Genomic DNA, 22,188 nt, shown 5'->3' with positions numbered 1-22,188 from the left:
CTGCCTTACTCCCCTATTCCCCTAAATTGTGCCCCGCCATCCGCTCCAGCGCCCTGACCAGCGCCGAGTGATCCTCCTTCGCGCCGCCATTGGCGGCGCAGGAATTGAACAGCTGCTGCGTCGTCGAGGTGTTGGGCAATGACACGCCGAGGGATTTCGCTCCCTCGAGCGCCAGGTTGAGATCTTTCTGGTGCAGCTCGATGCGGAAGCCCGGCGCGAAGGTGCGCTTGATCATGCGCTCGCCATGCACTTCGAGGATGCGCGAGGCGGCGAGCCCGCCCATCAGCGCCTGCCTGACCTTGGCCGGATCGGCGCCTGCCTTCGATGCGAAGACAAGCGCCTCGCCGACCGCCTCGATGGTCAGCGCCACGACGATCTGGTTGGCGACCTTCGTGGTCTGGCCGACGCCGTTCGGCCCGACCAGCGTGATGTTTTTGCCCATCTTCTCGAACACCGGCTTGGCGCGCTCGAAGGCTTGTTCCTCGCCGCCGACCATGATGGTGAGCGACGCCGCCTTGGCGCCGACCTCGCCGCCCGATACCGGCGCGTCGAGATAGTCGCAGCCGAGGTCGTTGATCTTTTTCGCGAAAACCTTGGTTTCGATCGGCGAGATCGAGCTCATGTCGATGACCAGCTTGCCCTTTGACAGGCCGGACGCGACGCCGTTCTCGCCGAACAGAACGTCGGCGACCTGCGGCGTGTCGGGGACCATCAGGATGATGATGTCGGCGGCCTTCGCCACGGCGTCATGGCCGGTGACGGTCTTCAGGCCCTTGGCGACGAGATCGGCCGGCGGCTTCGAGCGATGGTCGCTGGCGACGACTGAGTAGCCGGCGTCGAGCAGATGCCCCGCCATCGGTGCGCCCATGATGCCCAGCCCGATGAAGCCGATGGTGTCCATTGTTGTTCTCCGTCAGAATTTGTTGAGGCAGCGTTCCTTCGCGCCCCCCTCTGGCCCTGCGGGCCATCACCCCCACGTGGGGGAGATCGGCTGTTTCGTCGCCCCGCTTAAGCCGCCGCGCTCCCCTGCCCGGCCAGTTCCCTGAACCATCCCAATCCCGCTTCCGTGCCGGCCTTCGGCTTGTATTCGGCGCCGATCCAGCCGGAATAGCCGAGCCGGTCGATGTGATCGTAGAGGAAGGGATAATTGATCTCGCCCGTCCCCGGCTCGTGACGGCCGGGATTATCCGCAAGCTGGATATGCGCGATGCGGCCGAGGTTAGCCTCGATGGTACGGGCGAGATCCCCCTCCATGATCTGCATGTGATAGATGTCGTATTGCAGGAACAAGTTCTTCGAGCCGATGCGGTCGATCAGCGCCAGCGCCTGGTCCGAGTAATTCAGGTAGAAGCCTGGAATGTCGCGGGTGTTGATCGGCTCGATCAGCAGCCGGATGCCGGCCTGCTCCAGCTTTTCGGCCGCGAAGGCCAGGTTCTCGGCAAAGACGTTCTCCAGAACCGAGCGGTCGGCACCCTGCGGCGCGATGCCGGCCAGGCAGTTGATCTGCTCGCAGCCCAGCGCATGCGCATAGGTGATCGCCTTAGCCACACCTTGCCGGAATTCCGGCACGCGATCGGGCAGCACGGCAATACCGCGCTCGCCTTTCGCCCAGTCGCCGGCCGGCAGGTTGAACAGCACCTGCGTCAGGCCGTTCTTCTTCAGCCGCGCGGCGACGACCTCAGGCGCGTGGTCATAGGGGCCGATATATTCGATGCCCTTGAAGCCGGCGCGGGCAGCGGCATCGAAACGGTCGAGGAAGTCATGCTCGCCAAAGAGCATCGACAGATTGGCTGAAAAACGCGGCATTCTTTTTCTCCTTCTTTTTTCTGCCCGACCTAGGCGTGGTTGAGATTCAGGTCAGGCAGAGCCGAAAAACGGTGACTTTCGAGAACCGGAGCGGAGCGTACTTTCTGTACGTGAGCACCGGAAGCGCAGGAAGGCGCCGTTTGCAGGCCGGCCTCACCTGAATATCGGCACGCCTAATCCAACATCACGATGGCCGTCGGCGCATCCGCGTGGCTTTCAGCAAGCTCCTCGAATTCGGTGATCTTGTCGATTTCGGTGCCCATCGAAATGTTGGTGACGCGCTCGAGGATGAATTCGAGCACAACCGGGACCCGGTGCTCCTTCATCAGCCGCTGGGCCTGCTTGAAGGCGCCGGCGAATTCTTCCGGCTTGCGCACGCGGACCGCCTTGCAGCCCATCGCCTCGGCGACCGCGACATGGTCGACGCCGTAGCCGGCCTCGGGATCATTGGCCCGGTTGACGTTCTCGAAGGCGAGGCTCACCTCGTAATCCATCGAGAAGCCGCGCTGCGCCTGGCGGATCAGGCCGAGATAGGCGTTGTTCACGACGACATGGATGTAGGGCAATTTGTGCTGCGCGCCGACCGCCAGTTCCTCGATCATGAACTGGAAGTCGTAGTCGCCTGAGAGCGCGACGATATCGCGGTCCGGATCGGCGGCGCGCACGCCCAGTGCCGCCGGCAGCGTCCAGCCGAGCGGGCCGGCCTGGCCGCAATTGATCCAGTTGCGCGGCTTGTAGACGTGCAGGAACTGCGCGCCGGCAATCTGCGACAGGCCGATCGTGGTGACATAGGTGGTGTCGCGGCCGAACGCCTTGTTCATCTCCTCATAGACGCGCTGCGGCTTCAGCGGCACCTGCTCGAAATGCGTCTTGCGCTTCATCGTCTTCTTGCGCTGTTGGCATTCCTTGGCCCAGCCCGACCAGTCACGCAGCTTGCCAGCCGTGCGCCATTCGGTGGCGACGTCGAGCAATATCTTCAGCGCCGCGCCCGCATCCGAGACGACGCCGAGATCCGGCGCGAAGACACGGCCGATCTGCGTCGGCTCGATATCGACATGGATGAACTTCTTGCCCTTGGTGTAGACGTCGACCGAGCCGGTATGGCGGTTGGCCCAGCGATTGCCGATGCCGAAGACGAAGTCGGCTTCCAGCATCGTCGCATTGCCGTAGCGATGCGAGGTCTGCAGCCCGCACATGCCGGCCATCAGCCGGTGGTCGTCGGGGATCGCGCCCCAGCCCATCAGCGTCGGGATGACCGGCACGCCGGTGACCTCGGCGAACTCGATCAACAGGTCGGAAGCATCGGCATTGATGATGCCGCCGCCGGCGACGACCAGCGGTTTCTCCGCCTGGTTGAGCATCGCCAGCGCCTTCTCGGCCTGCGCGCGCGTCATCGCCGGCTTGAACGGGGCGAGCGGCTCGTAGGCGTCGATGTCGAATTCGATCTCGGCCAGTTGCACGTCGACCGGCAGGTCGATGAGGACCGGACCCGGCCGCGACGACCGCATCAGGTGGAACGCCTTCTGCAATGCCATCGGCACCAGATAGGGCTCCATGACGGTGACCGCCCATTTGGCGACCGGCGAGGCGATCGCGGCGATGTCGACCGCCTGGAAATCCTCCTTGTTGAGGCGCGCGCGCGGCGCCTGCCCGGTGATGCAGAGGATCGGAATGGAATCGGCCGCAGCCGAATAGAGCCCGGTGATCATGTCGGTGCCGGCCGGACCGGACGTGCCGATGCAGAGCCCGATATTGCCGGCTTTGGCCCGCGTGTAGCCTTCGGCCATGTGCGAGGCGCCCTCGACGTGGCGGGCGAGAACGTGGCGGATCGAGCCCCTCGCTTTCAGCGCGGAATAGAGCGGGTTGATCGCCGCGCCCGGCACGCCGAAGGCGCACGAAATGCCTTCCTTTTCGAGAACGAGAACTGCAGCGTCGACAGCGCGCATCCTGGCCATTTGCAAGCCTCCACGAATTTGTTGGTTGGCTGAGAATGCCAGCGCCTACGGCTTTTTTCAATTTTTTCAGAATATTTTTTCATATCTAGAAAATGGCGATTACCATCTGATTTTATTGCGCTTTCCGTTTTCCAATGATCCGACGTCGCAAAGCAGTGAAAAACTTTTTCATTGCCAATTCGACGAAATCGGCGAAGATGCCGCCATGGAAACCAGCGAAAAGCGCCAGCGCGGCCGCCCGCGCTCCTTCAACGGTCCGTCCGAAGCCGCCTCGGTGCAGTCGCTCGACCGCGCCTTGCGCATCCTTGCCATCGTCGCCGAAGGCAGCGGCCTGTCGCTGAGCGAGATATCGGCGCAAAGCGGCCTCGCCGCCTCCACCGCCTACCGCATGCTGACGACGCTGGAGAACCACGGCATGGTCGAGTTCGACGGGACCGACCAGCTGTGGTCGATCGGCGTCGAGACCTACCGCATGGGCGCAGCCTTCCTGCGCCGCCGCAAGCTGGTCGACCGCGCCCGCATCGTCATGCAGGAGCTGATGGAAAAGACCGGCGAGACCGCCAATCTCGGGGTCGCGGAGGACGACTGCGTCGTCTTCGTCAGCCAGGTCGAGACGCACCAGGCGATCCGCGCCTTCTTCCGGCCGGGCACGCGCAGTTCCTTCCACGCCTCTGGCATCGGCAAGGCGGTGCTGGCGCATCTCGATCCCGAGCGTGTAGCCGCCATCCTGCGCCGCGCCGGGCTGGAGCGCTTCACCGATAAGACGCTCTCCGACATCTCGGCACTGGCCCGCGACCTCGTTGCGATCAAGCATCGCGGCTGGTCGGTCGACGACGAGGAGCGCCATCCCGGCATGCGCTGCGTGGCCGCCGCCATCTTCAACGAGTTCGGTGAGCCGATCGGCGGCGTTTCCGTCTCCGGGCCCACTGTTCGGGTGACACCCGAGCGTCTGGCCGAGATCGGCCCGCTGGTGCGCGAAGCGGCAACGGAAATAACCAGGATGATCGGCGGCCTGTCGAACGGCGGCCTTTCAGAAGGCCCCGCCGAGGCATCGCTGTTCGAGGTCAGCGCCACGCGCTTGCCCTGACACTGGTCCGCCTTGACTCTGGCCCGGCAACGCGCAGAAGTCTGCGCCTCCGATCCATTCCCGCCTGAAGACGCATGAGCCTCCAGTCCGTAAAAACCTTCTTCGCCGAGCATGCCCCGGACATCGCGGTGATCGAAACGCCGACGAGTTCGGCGACTGTGGCGCTCGCCGCCGAAGCGCATGGTGTCGAGCCGGGACAGATCGCCAAGACCATCTGCATGCGCGTCGGCGAGCGGGTGCTGCTGGTGGTCGCCCGCGGCGACGCGCGCATCGACAACCGCAAATCGCGCGATGCCTTCGGCGGCAAGCCGCGAATGCTCGATGCCGAACAGGTGGCCGAGATCACCGGCCACCCGGTCGGCGGCGTCTGCCCGTTCGGCCTCGCCTCGCCATTGCCGGTCTATTGCGACGTGTCGCTGCGCGCCTTTGACGAGGTGGTGCCGGCCGCCGGCGCCACCAATGCCGCAGTCAGGATCGGCGTCGACCGCATGGCAAGCCTGGTCGGCGCCGAATGGTGCGACATCTGCCAGGGCTAGCGCTGTAAAGGCGCCAAGCCTCAAGCGCCGGGCAGCGCGCTCTTGCCCGCTATCTCGAAGAAGTCGAGCAGGATCGCCAGCCCGACGCCGCTTGCGGTGAAGATGAGCCCGGCGATGAAGATGCGGTTGGCGCGCTCGTAGATCGGCTTTTGCAGCGAGCTCACATCGAGCAGCATGGACAGCGCACGCATCTGCAACGCGATGCCGATGAGGATCGGCAGCACTGCCAGCAAATGGTAGGTTTGCCAGGGGATCGGGTTGGCCGCCCAATGGGTGATGAAGCCGAGCGAAAACGCCAGCAGGATGCCGACGGTGGTGACGGTGCCGTTGCGAAAGACGGGCTCGATCAAGTCTTGCTTCGGATCCTGTTCGTCCAAGCGTCCCTCCCCTCGGTTTGGCCGTTGGGAAGAGATTAAACGCTCGGAAAATCTCTGTACACCGCCGGCTGCGGAGGGGTTTCGGCTTGAGAGTCTGTCGACGCAACAGGTCCTACCGCGAGACATGAGAAGAAGGGGCCAAGGAGGGAGCCCCCTCTTCCGGTTGCCTGAGGCGGTTCACCTCCTCTCAGAGCTGGCAGTAATGACGATAGCCGTCGTAGCCGACAAAGGTGTCGGAGTACGGGTCGTAGCTGGCGTAGCGGGCGAGGCAGCGGCGAACGTGCGAGGAGCCGCCGCCATATTCGTCGACATAGACAGGCTGCGGCTGCGGCTGCTGAGCGAGCAGGCTGCCGAGCACGAACCCGCCGACGCCGGCGGCAATGCCGATGCCGATCTCGCGGTTGTGGTGGTGGCTGTGGGCAGCCGAGGGCTGGACGGTGCCGGCCAGCGTGGCGGCGGCGACAGAGGTGGCGATGAGGCCGGATACAATGGTGCGCTTGAACATGATGATCTCCTGTTTCGTGGGAGAGGCGATCCATCCGCCTCTTGATCATCAGTCGCCGCGCCCGCGAAAAAGGTTCGAAGGTTCTTGAAATTTTTTCGGGCGGCGGAAGATAGCCCGAGCCCTCACAGCCGATGGTGACCGGCGGCAGTCTCGGCCATCGACCCGCGGACGCTTTGCGCGATCAACCGCCCAGGCCGGTGATATGGCGCAGCCAGAAGGCGAGCGCGATGAAGCCGATGATGGTGGTGACGCCGGTCCAGTCGATGCTGGCCTTCTTCAAATCGCTGACGAGTTTCACCACGAGAAGCCAGGCCACCACGACAAGCGGAAAGATGATGACGAACCGGATCATGCGACAACCCTCAACCAGGTAATTGCACCACCCCGCATATAGGAAGCCGGCCAGCCATTTTCAGCATGGCGCGGGCCGCCCTCGCTGGTCCATCAGCAACGCCAAACGGAGTTTTGTCTTTACTGGCGCACGAAATATGCTACCGGAGCGCCGTGCCCTTGTAGCTCAGCTGGTAGAGCAGCGGTTTTGTAATTCGCTGGATCAATCGGCTAAGGTGTTGGAAAGACGTGATTTTTTTTCCTAGCCTGGTTTAGGGGTATACGTACGGGTAAATGTGCCGCCTTAGCTCAGCTGGTAGAGCAGTAGTTTTGTAAACTATTGGTCGGGGGTTCAAGTCCCTCAGGCGGCACCACTCGGCTTCTGTACAGCCCGAAGACATAGGTAACGGTTTGAGCTCGTTGGATTGAACCTCATGACGAATTCAGAGACCGAGGCAAAGATACGACGGCTTCTACGAGCTGCGTCCGAAGAGATGGCACGCTTCTCCATCATTGCCGATGTTCATCGGAAACAGGAGAGTTGGGAGGACTTCCTTATCAAATGGCGACGCGCAGTCGAAGTCATGAACCACTTCGCGGATGAAACGCAGCGCCAGCATATAAGGCAAACGAGGCATTCGACCCGCGTGGCAGACCAAACGCTCACTTACGCTTGGGAAGCGCGCAATTCCGAGGCGCACGCCGAAGGCAGCTCCACCGTGGGTGAGGTCAAAGCTATGACTATAGGTCCGGAAGATCCATCCAAACCTGTCTACATTGAAGAGATGATCGTAAATAACGGCGTGGTTTCAATTTCGTCGGGGAGTTCGAACTGGACAGTTGGCCACGAGGGCGGCCTGCAATTGCGTCCAGTGAAGACCCGCGCGAATGCCGTATTCAACGAGCCTCGGGGGGTACGAGCCATTGATATCGCTCGCGAAGCTATGATTTTCGCCAGAGGCTATGCCGCCGATTTGGGAATAGGTTAGGCACGCCGGGCGTCAGTTAATTCGAGAGCATTCGCCAATCTCAACGAACGGGGTGTTTTCGTTGCTGTTGCTGCCGTCTTATGAAACCCGGCACATGCCCCAGAGCCGAGAGAACAGAATATCAGTGCAACTTCGGCCTTTCTCAACTCGCGTCTCCTGCTCTTTCTAAGACACGCCGTCGTTATAGCGAGGAAGGGCGTCGGAATACGAAGGGCTTGTGTGCTGATCCCCCGAAAAAAGCCTTAGACATGCATTTACACTATTTGTGTCAGTCTCTTCGGCGAAGTGGGCAAGGTGATCTGTGGCTGAAACGTCGATTGAATGGACGGATGCAACTTGGAACCCGGTTGCCGGATGCACAATCCTCTCAGCTGGATGCACCAACTGCTACGCAATGAGGATGGCTGCTCGCCTTGAAGCCATGGGGGCCGAGAAGTATTCCGGCCTCACCCGGAAAACCGGCGGCCGTGCCAAGTGGACAGGCCAAATCAGGCTCGACAAAGCCTCGCTTTCGATCCCAATCGGTTGGAAGCGGCCAAGGCGAGTTTTTGTAAACTCGATGTCGGACCTTTTTCATCAGGACGTGCCGCCTGAATTCATCGCAGAGGTTTGGACCGTGATGGCCGACACGCAGCACCACACATACCAAATTCTCACAAAGCGACCGGACCGGATGAAGGAAATCGTTCCTGCCCTGCCGAAACTGCCCAACGTTTGGCTTGGTACTAGCGTCGAAGATAGCCGCGTCCTTCATCGGCTTGATGACTTGCGGGAAGTGCCAGCGGCAGTGAGATTTGTTTCGTTTGAGCCGCTGATCGGGTCCGTCCAGGACGCCAACCTCAAGGGAATACACTGGGCGATCGTCGGCGGGGAAAGTGGACCGAATGCAAGGCCGCTCGAAACACGATGGGTGGACGAGATATTCGACCGGTGCACCGACGCGGACGCGGCATTCTTTTTCAAGCAATGGGGCGGAAGGAACAAGAAGGCGACCGGTCGGGTTTACCGCGACCGGGTTTGGGACGATCTGCCCGAACTGAGGATGTGAGAGGCCATTCTCGTCGCGAGGGCGACCGCTGGCGGGCTAGGGTTTGAGACCGCAAAAAAGAGTGACGCAAGCGGTGGTCCGTTTTTATGGTGCAGCCGAACAGGATCAAGCACCGCGCCCTTAAACGCGGTCTGCAGACGCTCCTTCACATACCTCTCGATAGCGTCCACGTCGGCGCGTCGAATAGCCTGATCGGCGTCCTCGAACATATCCCGAGAGGTATTCTTGTGATCGTACCAGCGCTCACGCCAATCCGTGGCACCAAGAACCCGATCGAGGCTCGCCTGCTTTCCAGAGCTAAGCTTCGTCGGGTCGCGAGGGGCGTTTCGATACAGGCCGGAAAGGGGGAAAAAATACCAGCAGTCTAAAGCCTCGGTATCTGCGATGGCTTTCACCGTAGCCCACGACACTTCCATCCCATAGGGATCGAGGAAAATGACGCCACGAACGCCGCGACCGATCTTCTCTGATCCTCGCCACTTCATGCCTCGACAAAGGCGCTGGACAAGTTCATTGGCATCGCCCTGCCGAGGAATTATCTGACGGTCTGGATATTCAGCTTTCAACGCCTGGAGCTGCGCGAAGCGAGCGCTATCCTGCTCGATCAACACGATTGAGTGCATCGGAGGATTGATTTCGATGGCGATCCTGGCTGACCCCGGTGTCGTCACCTCTTCCGGTTCGGCAAGTTCTGATCCAAAGAGCGGGATGCCCGGGCGGACTTCCGTTCGCGACCCTGACCCGGCGAACGCATCGATGTAGACGCAAGCAAATTGCTGGTCTCGCAAAGCGATCGCGAAGGCTTGCAAATACTTTTGCAAGCACCGCAATTTCTTCGGGGTGTCAGGCCCCCCAAATATGTGCGACGTCAATGGCAACGCCCCCAAAGCTCTCTATTCATACGCGTATTGAAACGCCTGCGTCTACTCTTCCGACACGCGATTGGAAAAATAGCGGAAAGCAGTTGGAAACAAAGCCTCATTTCCAATTTGCTCCCCGCGACCGTTTTTGCTCACGTTGTGACGGCTTTTGGGCCTTTTGTGACAACGGAGCTAAACGATGGAAATTCTGTTCGTAGACCCGACACCGGAATTGGGCTGCGTATCAGCGCGCCGGATCGCTGACCCCAGATGGTAGAGCCACGCCTGGGAGCCTCGAAGGCTGACCTCAAGAGCCCCGCGCAGCGTCGCCTAGGTGGAACTTCGGACCCGTATCGCGCACCGTCCGGCCTAGCCAAGCTTAACCCACTCGTCACCCATCAGGATGAAATAGCCGTATCTAACTTGCGTGTCTTTTCGCCGTTGCTCTTCAGGCACAAAATTTAGAACGATTGGAAGCTTGCCGACCCGCTCCATATGGGCACTTGCTAAATGCGCCATAAGCTGCTCGGCACCTTCACCGATCTTGTCTACGACGTCCGTCATAAACGCGAGCAGCGGGACTTCATTCATCGGCGTATGGGGGTGGACGATCGCAATCGACGGTGGGTTAACGGTATTCTGTGGGGTCAACCGGAAGTCGGACAATTCAAGCCATTTCGTTTCGTCCTGGTGAATAACGCAATGGCGAGCGTTCCGTATTAATTTGATGAAGTCGGCCAGAGCGCGTGCAAATTTCGTGAAATTCGCGTCGCTCCCGGCTCTCTTTTCAACAGCAACAACCAGATTATCGGGCCACCCTTTTTTCGCCAATTCCTCCACATAAAAGACCCGGGCAATATCGAAAATGGATTGAAGGGTGCTCTCAGCCTTCAAGATAAAGTTCTTCGCCCGGCTCTCGACTTCGGTGACCGCTGGAAGCCGCAGTGCTCGGGACTTGGGCACCCCTTCATAGGATTGCTCGGCCGCTTCCTGATCGGTCTTGAATTGAGCTGCTATTTGCGCAGTCGCAAGGAGCTCCTTCATTGTCGCAATTGAAGCCTCTAAACAGGCCTCACGAGTTTCATCGGATGGAAAAAAGGATTTCGTGAACAGCGCCTCCGCAGTCGATAGGGTTCGCCTTACCTCGTTCGACTGCGAGCCAGATTTAGCGACAAGCTGCATGCTGTTAGGGACGTGAATGTTCTTCCGTTTTGGATCCACCTGATCCGCAAGCTGTAGCGCGTAGACCGCGCGCTCTTTGATTATTAAAAGCGATTTCCTGGTCGGCACCATGCCCACAACTGCACCTTCACTGCTATCGCCGACGTCCATCACGCCCGCACCTTCTCTCAATCTGTCGATGGGACGCTTCCGGCGCTTGTCGGCCTTGGAATAAACTTTGTCGACTGTCAAAGCCCGCCTCCCCGATTGTCAATCTGATCGCTCATCCCGAACTCGCATTCGAGGCATTGTAAGCCAGAGTTGCATTTTTTTGTCGTCGCGATAACTGGACTGTCCACCATCAACGGAGGACTTCCATGGCGAAAAAACTGCGCCCTGCCGACGCATCCGACATCGAGAAGATCGCCGAGGCGGTGAGCTTCGCGGCGCACCTGGCGCACCAGTCCACACGAAACTATCAAGAAGACGGCCAATACCCCCGCGCGGCGGCCATAGGGCCATGGCCCGCTATCGCGATCTCGCCGTCGTGGCGATCGAGGGCTCGCACAGCGTTCTGATCTGAACACTGCGTGACTGCAAATTGGGGCCATTGGCCGCCCAATTACGTTGTGCGATAAGTCTCGCGGAGAACTGCGGGGAAAAGCGGGGCGGGCCATGGCATCGTTCGAATTCAATATCGAAAAACTGATGGCAGGCAACATAGCGAAGCTGCGGCTAGAGCGAGAATATTTCAGTTCACTCACGTCCCATCGTGGCGAAATTGGTCGCCTAAACGAAACCCATCTCGTTCGAATGCTACGCAGTTATCTGCCGCCCAAATTTGGGATCGGAACTGGGTTCTTGGTATCCGGAGGAGAAAAGATAGACCAGAGCGCCCAGTGTGACATCATCATCTATGATGCGATCAACAACGCTCCGTTCTATACGTCCGAAGCATGGCAGGTATATCCTGTAGAGATGGTCTACGGGGTCATTGAAGTCAAAACCCGCATAGACACAACAGAGCTCGCAGACGCGTTTAATAAAAATTCTCCCGTATCCAGTCCCTTTGCAAAACATCAGATGGCAAGCCTAATAAGCAATATCTTAGGCCGCTGGTGCCAAGACCAAGAGAGCTAGTCGCGCATCAGCAATATTCTGGTAGCCTGCCTCCGCGCTTCTTTATATTTGGCTACGAAGGACCCAGCGAAAAAACCCTCTCCCAAATGTTCGACACTGTCACCAGAAAAATGGGCGAGGTTCACGTTGACGGTTTATGTGTCTTGGATGAAGGCAGCGGGCTGTTTCTGCAACATATGGTTTATAGAGAACCACATGAGCGCACTTCTCCAATCAGCACCAACGGATTTTGGCGCTTTTTGATGGATATGCCGGTGGTTTTGAATTCGCTGGTTCAAGGGCTCGCGCTCAAAGTTGCTAGGGAGAGTTTAATTCCAATGGTGGAGGCACAAGGAGGGGAAGCCAAGGATGTTCCCGATAGCTTCTTCTACCGACGAGACTTTTTCGATCCGGTCGACGTCGAGCACTACAACCGAGCGGCCAGCTTCAGGCTTGCGCAAAAACCGCAGGGCGACGACGATGGGCGGTGATTTCAATTCTTGGTCCAATCCTTGGTATAGGCGATGCCGTAGCTGATAAAAATTCAGCAAGATCAATCCCGTACGCCGAGAATTGGCATCCCACTCCGTCCGCCAAGTCTTCGAAAGCCCCTCATTTCCAAGGCTTTTAGCGGTTTCCGGTTAGTCGTCTCTAGCCAGTCTTCTAACCTTACTGGTGTGCTGCATTTCGCACCAAATCGTCCTTGGCATTCCGCTTGTTCGAATTCGACGCCCATAACCCAAATCTTGATACGGGCCAACGTCGAAGGCCACTGACACGATCTTAGATGTATGCTGCTAATGCCCATTCCCCGGGCCCTTCAAGAGTTCCCACGGCTCGACTTGCAGAACCACGGCGAGCTGCTCGATGATCCTGAGGCTCGCATAATATTTGCCCTTCTCGATCTGGCTGAGATAGCTCCGGCTGACCTGGGCCTCATATGCCAAATCGTCCTGCGACAGCCCCCTTGCATGTCTCAGTCGACGTAAATTAGCAGCCAGCACGTCCCGCAAATCCATGCGGGAAACGAACCCAGTTGCTCAAGATATACACCTCGATATACTGAACAAAATTGGAGCAGCTCGCCCCGAAACCGGAGGCTAACTAGAATGTCCACCGATTGGCCGTTTGGCCGCCCGGACCAGTTCACGGAGAAAATCCAATCTACCGACTTTAAGGGTGCCATTGCCGCAAGTGGCATCGCTAAGCAGACGCCAGATCAAAAGGCGGCCATCGAGGCAGTGATGTTTGCCCTCTGGGCTCAGGGGCAAAGCGAACGATGGGGCGAAAGCACTGCCCTCCTAGTGCTATTTAGCCGGATGGCAGCCTTGGTCATCGACGTACTGAGACTTCCCGCAGCGCTAATAAGACACTTGCCTAAAATATTAATCGGCGTCGCCTTCGTCCTTGCAGCTTCCTACGCCGTTGATTGGACCCTCTCCCGCCAGGCCCAAGCTGGGTTGTTTCTTGTCGCGGCTCTAGTTCTGTTTAAGGATGAGATCTTACGATGGATACGAGATGTCCTGTTTGACATTGGCGACGTCTTCTCAAATGGCGCTCTTACGCGGCGCTATATCACCCGGCACTTTCTTTACGGGCCAATTACAGTGCTTGAAGACACTAACGGATTGAAGCTGCACTTGGCTAGCAGCCGCATCCTGACGTCAGGCCCCTATCTGAAAGAGACCGAGGCATTCCAAGAGACCGTTGCGCGCCAGATTGACGATTGGCCTTCCTTGCGGACCGCGATTGATGGCTTTTGGAGAGAGTTCCCAAAGAACCAGGAATACTGGCGAAAACTTCAGAGACCAACCAAACTTTCCAACGAGCCAACCAAACTTTCCAACGAGATTGGCGCAAAATACCTTGCCGAAGGAAATCGACCGTCTGTTGCCGACGTTCACACGGCCAGTCTCTTGCCCTCTATACGGATTACCGCGTGGATCATTGCAGGCCTCATGCTGTTGATCCTGAGCCATGCAGCAGAGACCGGAAAGTCGATTTTGCAATCCGGCCAGGATGCCATTCAGGCGGTCACAGAAGGCCTAGGAGGGGCTTCAATAACTTCAGATCCAATTGCACTCCCGGACTTCAAAACGCCTGCTGACGCGATTGCGTGGGCGCAGAAGAATAATCCTACCCCCGGTGCAGATGGCAAAGTCCACGTCACAATTGGGGGTCAGCCTAGAACTCTCCAAACATCAGCGGGGGTGCAATAAGTAAACCACGCAGTGAAGGGCGAAGGGGTGACGAACGACGATCAGGCAGCGCTCCAAGGCCGCTTGAAGATCGTCCTGATGCAGTGCCCAAAAAGCCCCTCTTTGGCTGCAAATTCAAATCTCTAATGGTGGATAAATAGAGCCAATCCATAGCCCCAATGGCATTTTGCGGACTGGCAATGGGGGCTAGAAGCTGGACGCTGCCGGCGACGGGGAAAAGCATGGCTAACGCTGTGCTGAAATCTGCTCGCCCCTGGTTATGACGAGCGGGACAGTACCGCACCATTTGGCCCCATTGAGCCGCCAGCACGGTCTGGTCCGCACTATCCATTTCGCGTTTAAACGATAAAGAAATCAACAAGTTAATGCCCTTGAACGGCGTTTCAAACTTCCTACCTTTCGCACGTAGCGACGATCAAATGCCGACACAGAGAGCCGCACGGCAAATCTCGCGATGGTGATAGGAGATTTCGATGAACTCAATTCTTAGAGCAATGACGGTGCCTGCGATCTGGCAGTGCTGCACCATGGAAGGCTAAAATGGTCTACGACGCGGGCCAGGCCCACATCCCAAGCAATAGTCCGAGAGCCCACTTTCTACCTGCCTCACTGGTGGCGGAGCGCTATTCCATCAGCCTGATGACCCTATGGCGATGGCTTCGAAGCGACCTCGGCTTTCCCAAGCCCTTATACATTGGAAGAAATCGCTATTGGCTGGAGAGTGATCTAGCCACGTGGGAAGAGACGCGCAGGGCCGGTTCTGGATTAGTGCAAAAGGGCTGCCACCAATGACGACAGTTCAGGCAGCCGCCACCCGGCAACAGGATGCTGGAAGACCAAATGCCTCCGCTAAGTCGCTTCGACCTGCCCTGCAGCCGGGTTCTTCGAAAGCTTCTATTCCCGCCCCCCCGGGTTACGTCATTCTCGACTGGGATGAATGGTCAACCAAGGTTGTTCCTCGCCGCAAGAAAATAATGGAGCCCATAATTCCCGAAAAAGGGTTGGTCGAAATATTTTCGAAAAGAGGGGTCGGAAAGACCTTCTTTAGTCTGGGCGTTGCAATCGCGGTCGCAACTGGAACTGACTTCCTACGCTGGAAGGTCCCATGCCCGCGCCGTGTGCTCTATGTCGACGGCGAAATGGCCTTTGCTGACTTGCAGGAACGCGTCAATTGGATGGTAGCTGGCCTCAAGGTCCAACCAAAGCCTGGTTTTCTGCGTCTGTTTGCGGCTGACCTTCAAGAACAGGGTATTCCCGACCTTGCCAGCGATGATCCATCCGGCCGAGAGGCCGTAAATAAGGCATTGGATCTAGGAGGTCCGACCCAAGCCGACTTGTTGATTTTAGATAACCTGTCGACGCTGACGCGTACTGGGTCCGAAAACACGGATGATGCATGGGCACCCGTACAAGATTGGCTACTCATGCTCCGTCGGCACAGAGTGACAGTGCTATTTGTCCATCACGCCGGAAAGAGTGGAACCCAGCGCGGAACCTCTAAGCGCGAAGACCCGCTCGATACGGTCATAAAGCTGTGCCAACCAAAGGGCTACAAGGAAAGCGACGGGAGCCGATTTGAGATCCACTTCGAAAAACATCGCGGTTTCTTCGGCGAAGATGCCGAACCTTTTGAGGCACAATTTCGCGAAGAGAACAACGTAGGCTATTGGGACATGAAATCCTTGCCCAAGAGTGTCCAAATTCAGCAAGTCAAAGAGCTGGCAGCCGCAGGGAACACTGTCCGCCAAATCGGGTCCTTGGTAGGCAAATCCAAGAGTTCGGTTCAACGGTTACTGACAGGGGGCCGGCAACCATCTTAGCCTGGGACAGAGACACGGGACAGAATAACGTCCCGCCAAAAAAACCTATCCGCGCCTGTCTCCACGAGTGTCCCAAACCCCCTTTTTAAAGGGGGTGGGACAGTGGGACAGCGAAGGAGCGCAAGGACACGTGGAGAGAACAAAGAATTTTGAAACCTTCCTGCACCACGCGGTGGGGCCCCACATCGACGGCCGGGGCCCACCGAGGGGCCTGGGGGAACCTCCCCGGGGATGGGGCCGGGCCATTCAACCCCTTCCTAGCCTCCTGCCGCAGGGGGCCTCCGGGAGCGAGGTACTCTGAGCCGCAAATCCGAGAATTGATGCTCAACCGACAGAATTCGCATTAGCCTCAGCCACTTACGGACAGAGTACGGTGCCGTTCTGGTATGTCGGGTAATAGGGCGGGTAAATCTGCCCGCTCGACGGGCCGGGCTCGACATTCGCAAAACCGAGCGTAATTTGTGTCGGCAGCCGGGGGGGGGCTTTCGATGTTTAATCGCTATCGGCATATTGTCATTGTGGCTTCCGGGGCGGTTCTTCTAGGAGCAGCATTGCCCCCCGATGAGCGAGAGCCCATCAGACAAGTTGTTGTCCAACAATCAGACCTGTCTTTCGGCACGCCAGGTCAAAGCCAGCAGGCGGCCGAATACCAGTCCCCATGCCGAGCGGGCGTGGACAACCGCAACTCAGATTTGTGTGCTCAATGGAAGGCTGCGGACGCGGCCCAGCAGTCCGCGATGTGGGCTGGCATAGGAACTCTTATAGGTGGCCTAACCTTCGCTGCCGCTGTCGCAGCTGCGATATATGCGCGAAGGGCTGCCAAGCACACCGAAACGGGAGCCATAGCTGCCAATAAAACGCTCGCCCACGCCGAGCAAACCTCCAAACGCGAACTGCGGGCTTACCTCGCTGTCGTTCCCGACGGGATCAACCAACTGATCGGGACTACTGAGGCTATGGGGCACGTATTACTTCAAAACGTCGGCAAATTGCCTGCACGGAACGTGTCACTATTCGTCTACATGGAAATGTCTGAAAGAAACGTGGAACCCAAATACCGCCGGGCGGACTTCCAAACGCCTGGAGGCCGATCCGAAACCGAGCGCGTCGTTCATCCCAACGGGAGCATGCGGCAGGGGTGCTACAACGCCCATAGAATCCCCATAAAGGAAATCTTCGAAGCTGTTGACCACAACATCTATGTGTGGGGCATAGCGTACTACGACGACGGATATGGGTGTCCTCGCTACACGAGGTTTTGCCATCGCTACACTACCGCTTCCCGGAACAGGACGATCAACCCGACAAGAGAGGCGACGGAAACCCGCGTTGTCATTGCTCCGGACAAAGCTCGCTATCACACCCGTGGGAACGATGCCGACTAGGGGCGCAAGCTAGGCATGCTTTTTTAGCAATGTCACATTGTCTGCAATGAGGGCCTGGATACGGCTTGCCCACTGCTTCAAAGCCTCGCGTTTTTCATCCTGGTACTCGTAGCGGTTATAGATGGCGGCAACCCCGCTCACTTTGCCAGTTTTGTGGTTTAGGATTGCTTCGGTCACTTCTTGCTTGACGCCAAGTTGTGCAAGTTCCGTGGCGCACGTACGGCGCAGGTCGTGCAGATGCCATTCAGGCAAAGCCGGTTCGCCGCAATGCTTGTCTAGCGCTTTCTTGCCGTTACTGAAGCCACTGAATGGCGTTTTCGCTGTCGTGGTGAAGACGTATTCGGAGGGCTTGCCGTCTGCATCTGTGATCCTAGGCAAAGCCTCGATAGTCGCCTTAGCCAGCGGTGCTATCGGTACGATGTGGGGGCGGGAATTCTTAGTTCGCGACGCTTCCAGCGTGATCGTGCTCAGATCGTCAGAAATTTCGGACCATTTGAGTTCAGCCATCTCGTCGCGGCGCTGGCCTGTCAACAAGAGCAGTTGGGTCATGGGACCAAACGGATAACCGCATTTCTCTGCCGCCTTCCATACGATCTTGATTTCGTCGTGCGTTAGCACGCGATCGCGGCTGATCGGCTTACCGGGTGCCGTGGCAAGCTCGATGATGTTGCGGCCGATCGCTCGCGCTACTGGCTTCCAACGGAAGAACGCGGAAAGAACCGCAAAGGCGTTGCGGCGAGCGCCGGGGGTCAGCTTGTCCAGGAGTTTTTCAACGTCGCGATAGTCAAGGGTCCTGATGTCGGTAACGTGGGTCCAGTGCGGCTTGATATTGGTCGCGATGATGCGCTCGTACTCTTCAGCCGTCGAGGCTTTGACCGCCCTGCCCTTGAAGCCTGTGGTGCGAGCGGTCTTAACAAAATCATCGAACCACGCGGCAAGACCGGTCTTGTCGATCTTCTGTTGCCGAGGATCGTTGCCGCGCTTCGCGTCGTTGCGGACGCGTTCGGCGATCGCACGAGCCTGTGTAACGTTGAGCGCTTGCGTCGGCGAAATCAGAGTTCCCATGCGGTCGTCTTTGCTGCCCTCTTTGTCATAGCGGCCGATCGTCACTTTGGCCGCTTTGCCATCAATCTTGGTCCGCACTGCCCACGACAAGGCGCCGCTTGGCTGCACTACCAGATAGAGCCCGGACTGAGTGCTGTCGGGTATCTCTTGCCGTGTGGTCGGTTGCTCCAAATTGTCAATGAATGCTGCGGCTCTTTTGAACTGTCCAGGGATGGAAATCGGCATAGGCTCCGCTCCGGGGTAACCTCAGGGGTAAACTGGGGTACGTTATTGCATGTTATGGGGCGTTATGCAAACCGATGCTCTGCTGGCGTCAATACGTTGATTTTACTGATTTTTGTTTCCAGAAACGTTATGGATCGTTACCCCTTGGGGTGCTCTGGCATAAAATTTGTAAACCGAAGGTCGCGGGTTCGATCCCTGCCGGGGGCACCAGAATTGAGCGACATACGAAGCGTTGAACCCGACCGACCCTCGCTAAGAGGCAGTCGCGACCTCAGTGCTGGCCGCTGCTCCTCCAAAAGTGTTCCTGACCCGAACGGACTTGTAGACATAGGCAACCCAAATCCCCGTCAGGACGAACGACAGGATGGGTGTTGCGACCGCGTCGCCAGTCAGAACCTGGCTCATGGGAGCGCCGAGAACAATCGAAACCCAGACCGTGTCGAGGATGAACACAACCGGGATCGCCATCCATTGGTACAGGAAGAGCTGCTTGAAGCGGGGACTGCGCCGCCACATGGCGACGAGCACAACCACCTGCAGCAGCAGAAACACCAACAAAAGCCCAATCTCCCCATAGACGGTCAAGGGACCATTGGGCAGCAACATGAGTTGCTGGTAGCCTTCGCTCGACGAACCCAGTTCCACAAGTGAGCGCAATGGCGACAGGGTCTGACCGATTGCTAGCAGAAGAAGCCAGCCACCGAAGCCCACAAGAGCAGCAGGCTTCTCGGCAGGTTTTGCAGCCGACCGAATGGCAAAGAAAACGGGCACGCCGACAACCAGCAGCACTATGGCCCAATGCCAAATAGAAAACGCCCCCATTTACCCTTCCCCCGCTTCTGATGCACGTATAAGATGTATCAGATTTCAATTTCAACTCAAGGGAAAGTTGACGGCGACAGCCCTGGTAGCAGCTAAGACGGCCGCATTCCTGCCTGCTGCTGACTCCCTCACACCCCAATCGCCGCCACCAGTATCCGGTTCTGCCGTCGTATCGCCGCCCGCAGCTCCGGCATCCTCGCCTCCTCCCGCTTAACGAACTCGATGAACATCATGTTCATGTTGTTGAAGATCAGTTCGCCGAGCGCTGCCCCGTCGATGTCGGCGCGCACCAGGCCGATCGCCTGCAGGCGGGCGATGAGAGCGCGGATTTGCTCGGTCAGTGCGCGGTCGAGTGCCGTGTAGGCCTGGCCGAAAGGGCTGTCCGGCAATTGCGTCGATATCGCCATCGCCTGCCGCCACATCTCCTTGCTGAGATAATGCAGCGAGTGCTCGATATAGATGCCGAGCAGCGTGTCCAGCGCATCGCCGACATTGGCCGGCGGGCTGGCGACGACGCCGCGCCCGGCATTCAGCACCTCGTTGACCTCCATCGAAACGATGGCGCCGAGGATGTCGCCCTTGTTCTGCTAGTAATTATAGATCGTGCCGGTCGAGACCTCGGCTTGCGCGGCGATCGTCTCGATCTTGGCGCCCTCATAGCCGGCCTCGCGGAAAAGTGCCGCCGCCGCCGCGCTCGCTCTTGGCCTTGCCGCCTGCCAGAAGGGATTCCCCGTCTCCTTCACCACCGCGGCGGCCCTGGTATTACGCGTAGAGCGGCCTTTCTCGGAGGTTTCCATTCACGTCAGAGCGGCGACATCAGCCGTTGCATCAGGTCGTCGCAAGGATCATGATCTCTTTGGTTATTAATTCCGGCGCTGAACCGTGCGGACGGCTTGCTTTCTTCGCCGGTCTCGCCGTGGCTTCCGTGGCGAACGCGGTCGCCGGACAGGAGGGGAAGCGTCATGGAAGTCCCGACAGAACTTGCGCGCAATTTTCTCGGATCGGTTCTCCAGCCCGGTGCGCCCACTTTCGATGAAGTCAGGAAGATTCATAATGGCCTCGTCGACCGACGACCCGCAATCATTGCCCGTTGTCGAGGTATTGCCGACATCGTCGATGCCGTCCTTTACGCCCAAGCGACCGGTCTGGAGATTTGTGTACGCGGCGGAGGCCACAACGTCGCGGGTCGTGCGGTGGTCGACGATGGCCTCATGATCGACCTCTCCTTGATGAAAGGAGTGCACGTGAATGCCGCCGCCCAGACAGCCGTCGTCGAGGGCGGGGTGACTTGGAGGGAGTTGAATAGAGAGACCCAGTTACATGGTTTGGCGACCACTGGAGGGGTGATCGGAAGTACGGGGGTTGCCGGGCTTACCCTCGGCGGCGGCCTTGGATGGCTCATGCCGAAATACGGGATGGCGCTCGACAATCTGATCTCTGTCGATCTGGTGCTCGCTGACGGTTCCGTAGTGAAGGCGAGCGCCGATGCAAATCCCGATCTCTTTTGGGCGGTACGTGGCGGCGGTGGCAACTTCGGCGTTGCCGCTTCCTTCGAGTTCCGCCTGCATTCCATCGGCCCAGTCGTGTTCGGGGGGATCGTTGCCTTTCCATTCCAAGAGGCGAGACAAGTCCTCCGCAGGTTCCGCGACCTTGCCGAAAACGCCTCGGACGACCTGATGCTGGTCGCCGCCTTAACGACTGCGCCAGACGGGTCGGGCACCCCGATCGTTGCAATCGTTTCCTGTCATATCGGCTCCGCCGAAGATACTGAGGTCGTTGGGCGCCAGATCCGGAGCTTTGGGACCGTGGCGGTGGACGCTCTGGGGCCGATACCCTATACGGAACTCAATGGAATGCTGGACGCGGGCTTCCCTTCCGGCGCATTCAACTATTGGAAATCCACTTTCCTTCCGCGCCTTGACGATGACGCGGTCGAGGCCCTCGTGACCGCATATGAGCGCTGCCCAGTTCCAACAAGCTCGATCTTGCTGGAAGGTTTCCACGGTTTTGCGTCGCGCATTCCGGTAGATTCTACCTCCTTTGCGCTCCGCGACATCGGCTTCAACACGCTTGTGCTTGGCCAGTGGATGGACAATGCCGATGCGGATCGCACCATCGCTTGGGGACGCGCGAGCTTCGATGCCCTCAAGCCCTTTGCTGGCATGCGCCGTTATGCCAACTATTTAGGAGCAGACGAGGACTCTGGCGCGGCAGCGTTGGCCGCCTATGGTCAAAACCTCGCAAAACTCCGGCAGTTGAAAACGCGTTATGACCCCAACAACATTTTCCATCATAACGTGAACATCCCCCCCGCCTAGACGTGGCGGGCTTTTTCGGGAAGCTGTTTGACGACTATTCCGACACGAAGAAATACCCCTTCGGCCCGCCATCGCACATCACTCGCGAGATAACCGATCATCCGGATTGGGTGCTCTTTGCCGGTATTCGAGACACGCTTTTTTACGATACCCGTTTCGCCTTTTGGATCGCGCTGCTGAAGCTTTGTACTCTCGTTGATTGGCATCTGGTTAGCATAGCCGCTACCCCTGCGCTTACCCCTTTCGCGCAACGCTATACCGATTGCAGCGTTGCGCCTTGAATTGGTTGCGAATTCGGCGTGCGTTCTATCGAGCTAGCATCTGTTTGAATGTTTGCTGCTCATGGGCTTCGGACCCGGTGAGAGGGTGGCGGCCGCGCAGCAGTTGACTCCGGCCAGAGCAAATCAACGGCGGCGCCGTGTCCGTCGGTCATGCTCCACCTTTTAGTTGCGTCCTTCGTCCATTTGATTGTGTTCCGCCATACATTAGCGGGCGCGTATATCTCTCATAGCCGGCGCCCGCCGATTGCCCCCACGCCGGTCAGGCTCGGCACTTGCTGGC

At 58.4% G+C, this 22,188-nt stretch carries 24 protein-coding genes, 1 tRNA gene and 1 pseudogene; 12 read left to right on the top strand and 14 right to left on the bottom strand.

All coding sequences use genetic code 11. The annotated features are described in order from the left end of the window. Positions 1 to 13: 13 nt before the first annotated feature. The 3 genes from JG743_RS16630 to gcl form a co-directional block, all read right to left on the bottom strand. Positions 14 to 901 carry a 2-hydroxy-3-oxopropionate reductase gene (locus tag JG743_RS16630; RefSeq protein WP_202291681.1) on the bottom strand — a complete coding sequence of 296 codons (888 nt, stop codon included), beginning with the start codon at positions 899 to 901 and terminating at the stop codon, positions 14 to 16. Between the two features lie 107 nt (positions 902 to 1,008). After that, complete coding sequence (gene otnI, locus JG743_RS16625) at positions 1,009 to 1,806, bottom strand: 2-oxo-tetronate isomerase (RefSeq protein WP_202291666.1); 798 nt, start codon at positions 1,804 to 1,806, stop codon at positions 1,009 to 1,011. Between the two features lie 173 nt (positions 1,807 to 1,979). After that, on the bottom strand, positions 1,980 to 3,761 hold the full coding sequence (gcl, locus tag JG743_RS16620; RefSeq protein WP_202291660.1) for a glyoxylate carboligase: 1,782 nt from the start codon (positions 3,759 to 3,761) through the stop codon (positions 1,980 to 1,982). Positions 3,762 to 3,966: 205 nt separating this feature from the next. Here gcl and bhcR point away from each other — a divergent pair, with 205 nt between their 5' ends. After that, complete coding sequence (gene bhcR, locus JG743_RS16615) at positions 3,967 to 4,848, top strand: HTH-type transcriptional regulator BhcR (RefSeq protein WP_202291659.1); 882 nt, start codon at positions 3,967 to 3,969, stop codon at positions 4,846 to 4,848. 74 nt (positions 4,849 to 4,922) lie between these two features. After that, positions 4,923 to 5,384, top strand: coding sequence for a YbaK/EbsC family protein (locus JG743_RS16610; protein ID WP_202291658.1), 462 nt, complete (start codon positions 4,923 to 4,925; stop codon positions 5,382 to 5,384). 20 nt (positions 5,385 to 5,404) lie between these two features. Here the strand turns inward: JG743_RS16610 and JG743_RS16605 are convergent, their stop codons facing one another. The 3 genes from JG743_RS16605 to JG743_RS16595 form a co-directional block, all read right to left on the bottom strand. Then, the gene (locus JG743_RS16605) at positions 5,405 to 5,761 is read right to left on the bottom strand and encodes a hypothetical protein (RefSeq protein WP_202291656.1); all 357 of its coding nucleotides are present in this window, start codon (positions 5,759 to 5,761) and stop codon (positions 5,405 to 5,407) included. A gap of 187 nt (positions 5,762 to 5,948) precedes the next feature. Next, positions 5,949 to 6,266 carry a BA14K family protein gene (locus JG743_RS16600; RefSeq protein ID WP_202291654.1) on the bottom strand — a complete coding sequence of 106 codons (318 nt, stop codon included), beginning with the start codon at positions 6,264 to 6,266 and terminating at the stop codon, positions 5,949 to 5,951. Between the two features lie 181 nt (positions 6,267 to 6,447). Further along, entirely contained in the window at positions 6,448 to 6,618 is a 171-nt protein-coding gene (locus JG743_RS16595; RefSeq protein ID WP_202291652.1) for a hypothetical protein, read from the bottom strand. Positions 6,619 to 6,894: 276 nt separating this feature from the next. On the opposite strand from JG743_RS16595, the gene JG743_RS16590 reads away from it, so the two are divergent. The 3 genes from JG743_RS16590 (at position 6,895) to JG743_RS16580 (ending at position 8,633) form a co-directional block, all read left to right on the top strand. Continuing rightward, positions 6,895 to 6,970: transfer RNA gene (locus JG743_RS16590), tRNA-Thr, on the top strand. Between the two features lie 60 nt (positions 6,971 to 7,030). Beyond that, entirely contained in the window at positions 7,031 to 7,585 is a 555-nt protein-coding gene (locus tag JG743_RS16585) for a hypothetical protein (RefSeq protein WP_202291650.1), read from the top strand. A 301-nt stretch (positions 7,586 to 7,886) separates the two neighbouring features. Next, positions 7,887 to 8,633, top strand: coding sequence for a DUF5131 family protein (locus JG743_RS16580; RefSeq protein ID WP_202291648.1), 747 nt, complete (start codon positions 7,887 to 7,889; stop codon positions 8,631 to 8,633). Here JG743_RS16580 and JG743_RS16575 read toward each other — a convergent pair. Both JG743_RS16575 and JG743_RS16570 read right to left on the bottom strand, forming a co-directional pair. Further along, complete coding sequence (locus JG743_RS16575; RefSeq protein ID WP_274608482.1) at positions 8,588 to 9,505, bottom strand: three-Cys-motif partner protein TcmP; 918 nt, start codon at positions 9,503 to 9,505, stop codon at positions 8,588 to 8,590. The genes JG743_RS16580 and JG743_RS16575 overlap by 46 nt on opposite strands. Before the next feature lie 357 nt (positions 9,506 to 9,862). Then, positions 9,863 to 10,906, bottom strand: coding sequence for a hypothetical protein (locus JG743_RS16570; RefSeq protein ID WP_202291644.1), 1,044 nt, complete (start codon positions 10,904 to 10,906; stop codon positions 9,863 to 9,865). A 125-nt stretch (positions 10,907 to 11,031) separates the two neighbouring features. Here JG743_RS16570 and JG743_RS16565 point away from each other — a divergent pair, with 125 nt between their 5' ends. From JG743_RS16565 to JG743_RS16555, 3 genes are all read left to right on the top strand, one after another. After that, complete coding sequence (locus JG743_RS16565) at positions 11,032 to 11,232, top strand: hypothetical protein (protein WP_202291642.1); 201 nt, start codon at positions 11,032 to 11,034, stop codon at positions 11,230 to 11,232. A 97-nt stretch (positions 11,233 to 11,329) separates the two neighbouring features. Further along, entirely contained in the window at positions 11,330 to 11,794 is a 465-nt protein-coding gene (locus tag JG743_RS16560) for a DUF6602 domain-containing protein (protein WP_202291633.1), read from the top strand. An 86-nt stretch (positions 11,795 to 11,880) separates the two neighbouring features. Continuing rightward, a complete protein-coding gene (locus JG743_RS16555; RefSeq protein ID WP_202291631.1) occupies positions 11,881 to 12,264 on the top strand; it encodes a hypothetical protein in 384 nt (127 codons plus the stop codon). Between the two features lie 306 nt (positions 12,265 to 12,570). Here JG743_RS16555 and JG743_RS16550 read toward each other — a convergent pair whose 3' ends face one another. Further along, positions 12,571 to 12,792 (bottom strand): helix-turn-helix domain-containing protein, encoded by a 222-nt coding sequence (locus tag JG743_RS16550; RefSeq protein ID WP_202291629.1) that lies wholly within the window; start codon positions 12,790 to 12,792, stop codon positions 12,571 to 12,573. A 90-nt stretch (positions 12,793 to 12,882) separates the two neighbouring features. On the opposite strand from JG743_RS16550, the gene JG743_RS16545 reads away from it, so the two are divergent. From JG743_RS16545 to JG743_RS16535, 3 genes are all read left to right on the top strand, one after another. After that, positions 12,883 to 13,992 (top strand): hypothetical protein, encoded by a 1,110-nt coding sequence (locus tag JG743_RS16545; protein WP_202291627.1) that lies wholly within the window; start codon positions 12,883 to 12,885, stop codon positions 13,990 to 13,992. Between the two features lie 788 nt (positions 13,993 to 14,780). Continuing rightward, positions 14,781 to 15,812, top strand: a complete 1,032-nt coding sequence (locus JG743_RS16540) for an AAA family ATPase (RefSeq protein ID WP_202291619.1) — start codon at positions 14,781 to 14,783, stop codon at positions 15,810 to 15,812. A gap of 488 nt (positions 15,813 to 16,300) precedes the next feature. Further along, positions 16,301 to 17,197, top strand: coding sequence for a hypothetical protein (locus JG743_RS16535; protein WP_202291617.1), 897 nt, complete (start codon positions 16,301 to 16,303; stop codon positions 17,195 to 17,197). Between the two features lie 9 nt (positions 17,198 to 17,206). Here the strand turns inward: JG743_RS16535 and JG743_RS16530 are convergent, their stop codons facing one another. The 4 genes and pseudogenes from JG743_RS16530 to JG743_RS16515 form a co-directional block, all read right to left on the bottom strand. Continuing rightward, entirely contained in the window at positions 17,207 to 18,487 is a 1,281-nt protein-coding gene (locus JG743_RS16530) for a tyrosine-type recombinase/integrase (RefSeq protein WP_202291615.1), read from the bottom strand. A gap of 252 nt (positions 18,488 to 18,739) precedes the next feature. Continuing rightward, complete coding sequence (locus JG743_RS16525) at positions 18,740 to 19,309, bottom strand: DUF2569 family protein (RefSeq protein WP_202291613.1); 570 nt, start codon at positions 19,307 to 19,309, stop codon at positions 18,740 to 18,742. Positions 19,310 to 19,437: 128 nt separating this feature from the next. Continuing rightward, positions 19,438 to 20,010 (bottom strand): annotated as a pseudogene (locus tag JG743_RS16520) (TetR/AcrR family transcriptional regulator); the annotation flags it as partial. Positions 20,011 to 20,111: 101 nt separating this feature from the next. Beyond that, positions 20,112 to 20,273: a hypothetical protein gene (locus tag JG743_RS16515; RefSeq protein WP_202291612.1), complete on the bottom strand. Its 162-nt coding sequence runs from the start codon at positions 20,271 to 20,273 to the stop codon at positions 20,112 to 20,114. Between JG743_RS16515 and JG743_RS16510 the strand changes: the two genes are divergently transcribed. After that, positions 20,272 to 21,627 carry an FAD-binding oxidoreductase gene (locus tag JG743_RS16510; protein WP_202291610.1) on the top strand — a complete coding sequence of 452 codons (1,356 nt, stop codon included), beginning with the start codon at positions 20,272 to 20,274 and terminating at the stop codon, positions 21,625 to 21,627. The two genes, JG743_RS16515 and JG743_RS16510, sit on opposite strands and share 2 nt — an antisense overlap. Here the strand turns inward: JG743_RS16510 and JG743_RS16505 are convergent. Then, the gene (locus JG743_RS16505; RefSeq protein WP_202291609.1) at positions 21,624 to 21,833 is read right to left on the bottom strand and encodes a hypothetical protein; all 210 of its coding nucleotides are present in this window, start codon (positions 21,831 to 21,833) and stop codon (positions 21,624 to 21,626) included. The genes JG743_RS16510 and JG743_RS16505 overlap by 4 nt on opposite strands. Positions 21,834 to 22,188 lie beyond the last annotated feature (355 nt).

It is taken from the genome of Mesorhizobium sp. 131-2-1 (assembly GCF_016756535.1).
In the GTDB taxonomy this organism is placed as follows: Bacteria; Pseudomonadota; Alphaproteobacteria; order Rhizobiales; family Rhizobiaceae; genus Mesorhizobium.
The sequence above is the reverse complement of the archived record's forward strand: the minus strand, read 5'-3'. Positions and strand labels throughout refer to the sequence as shown.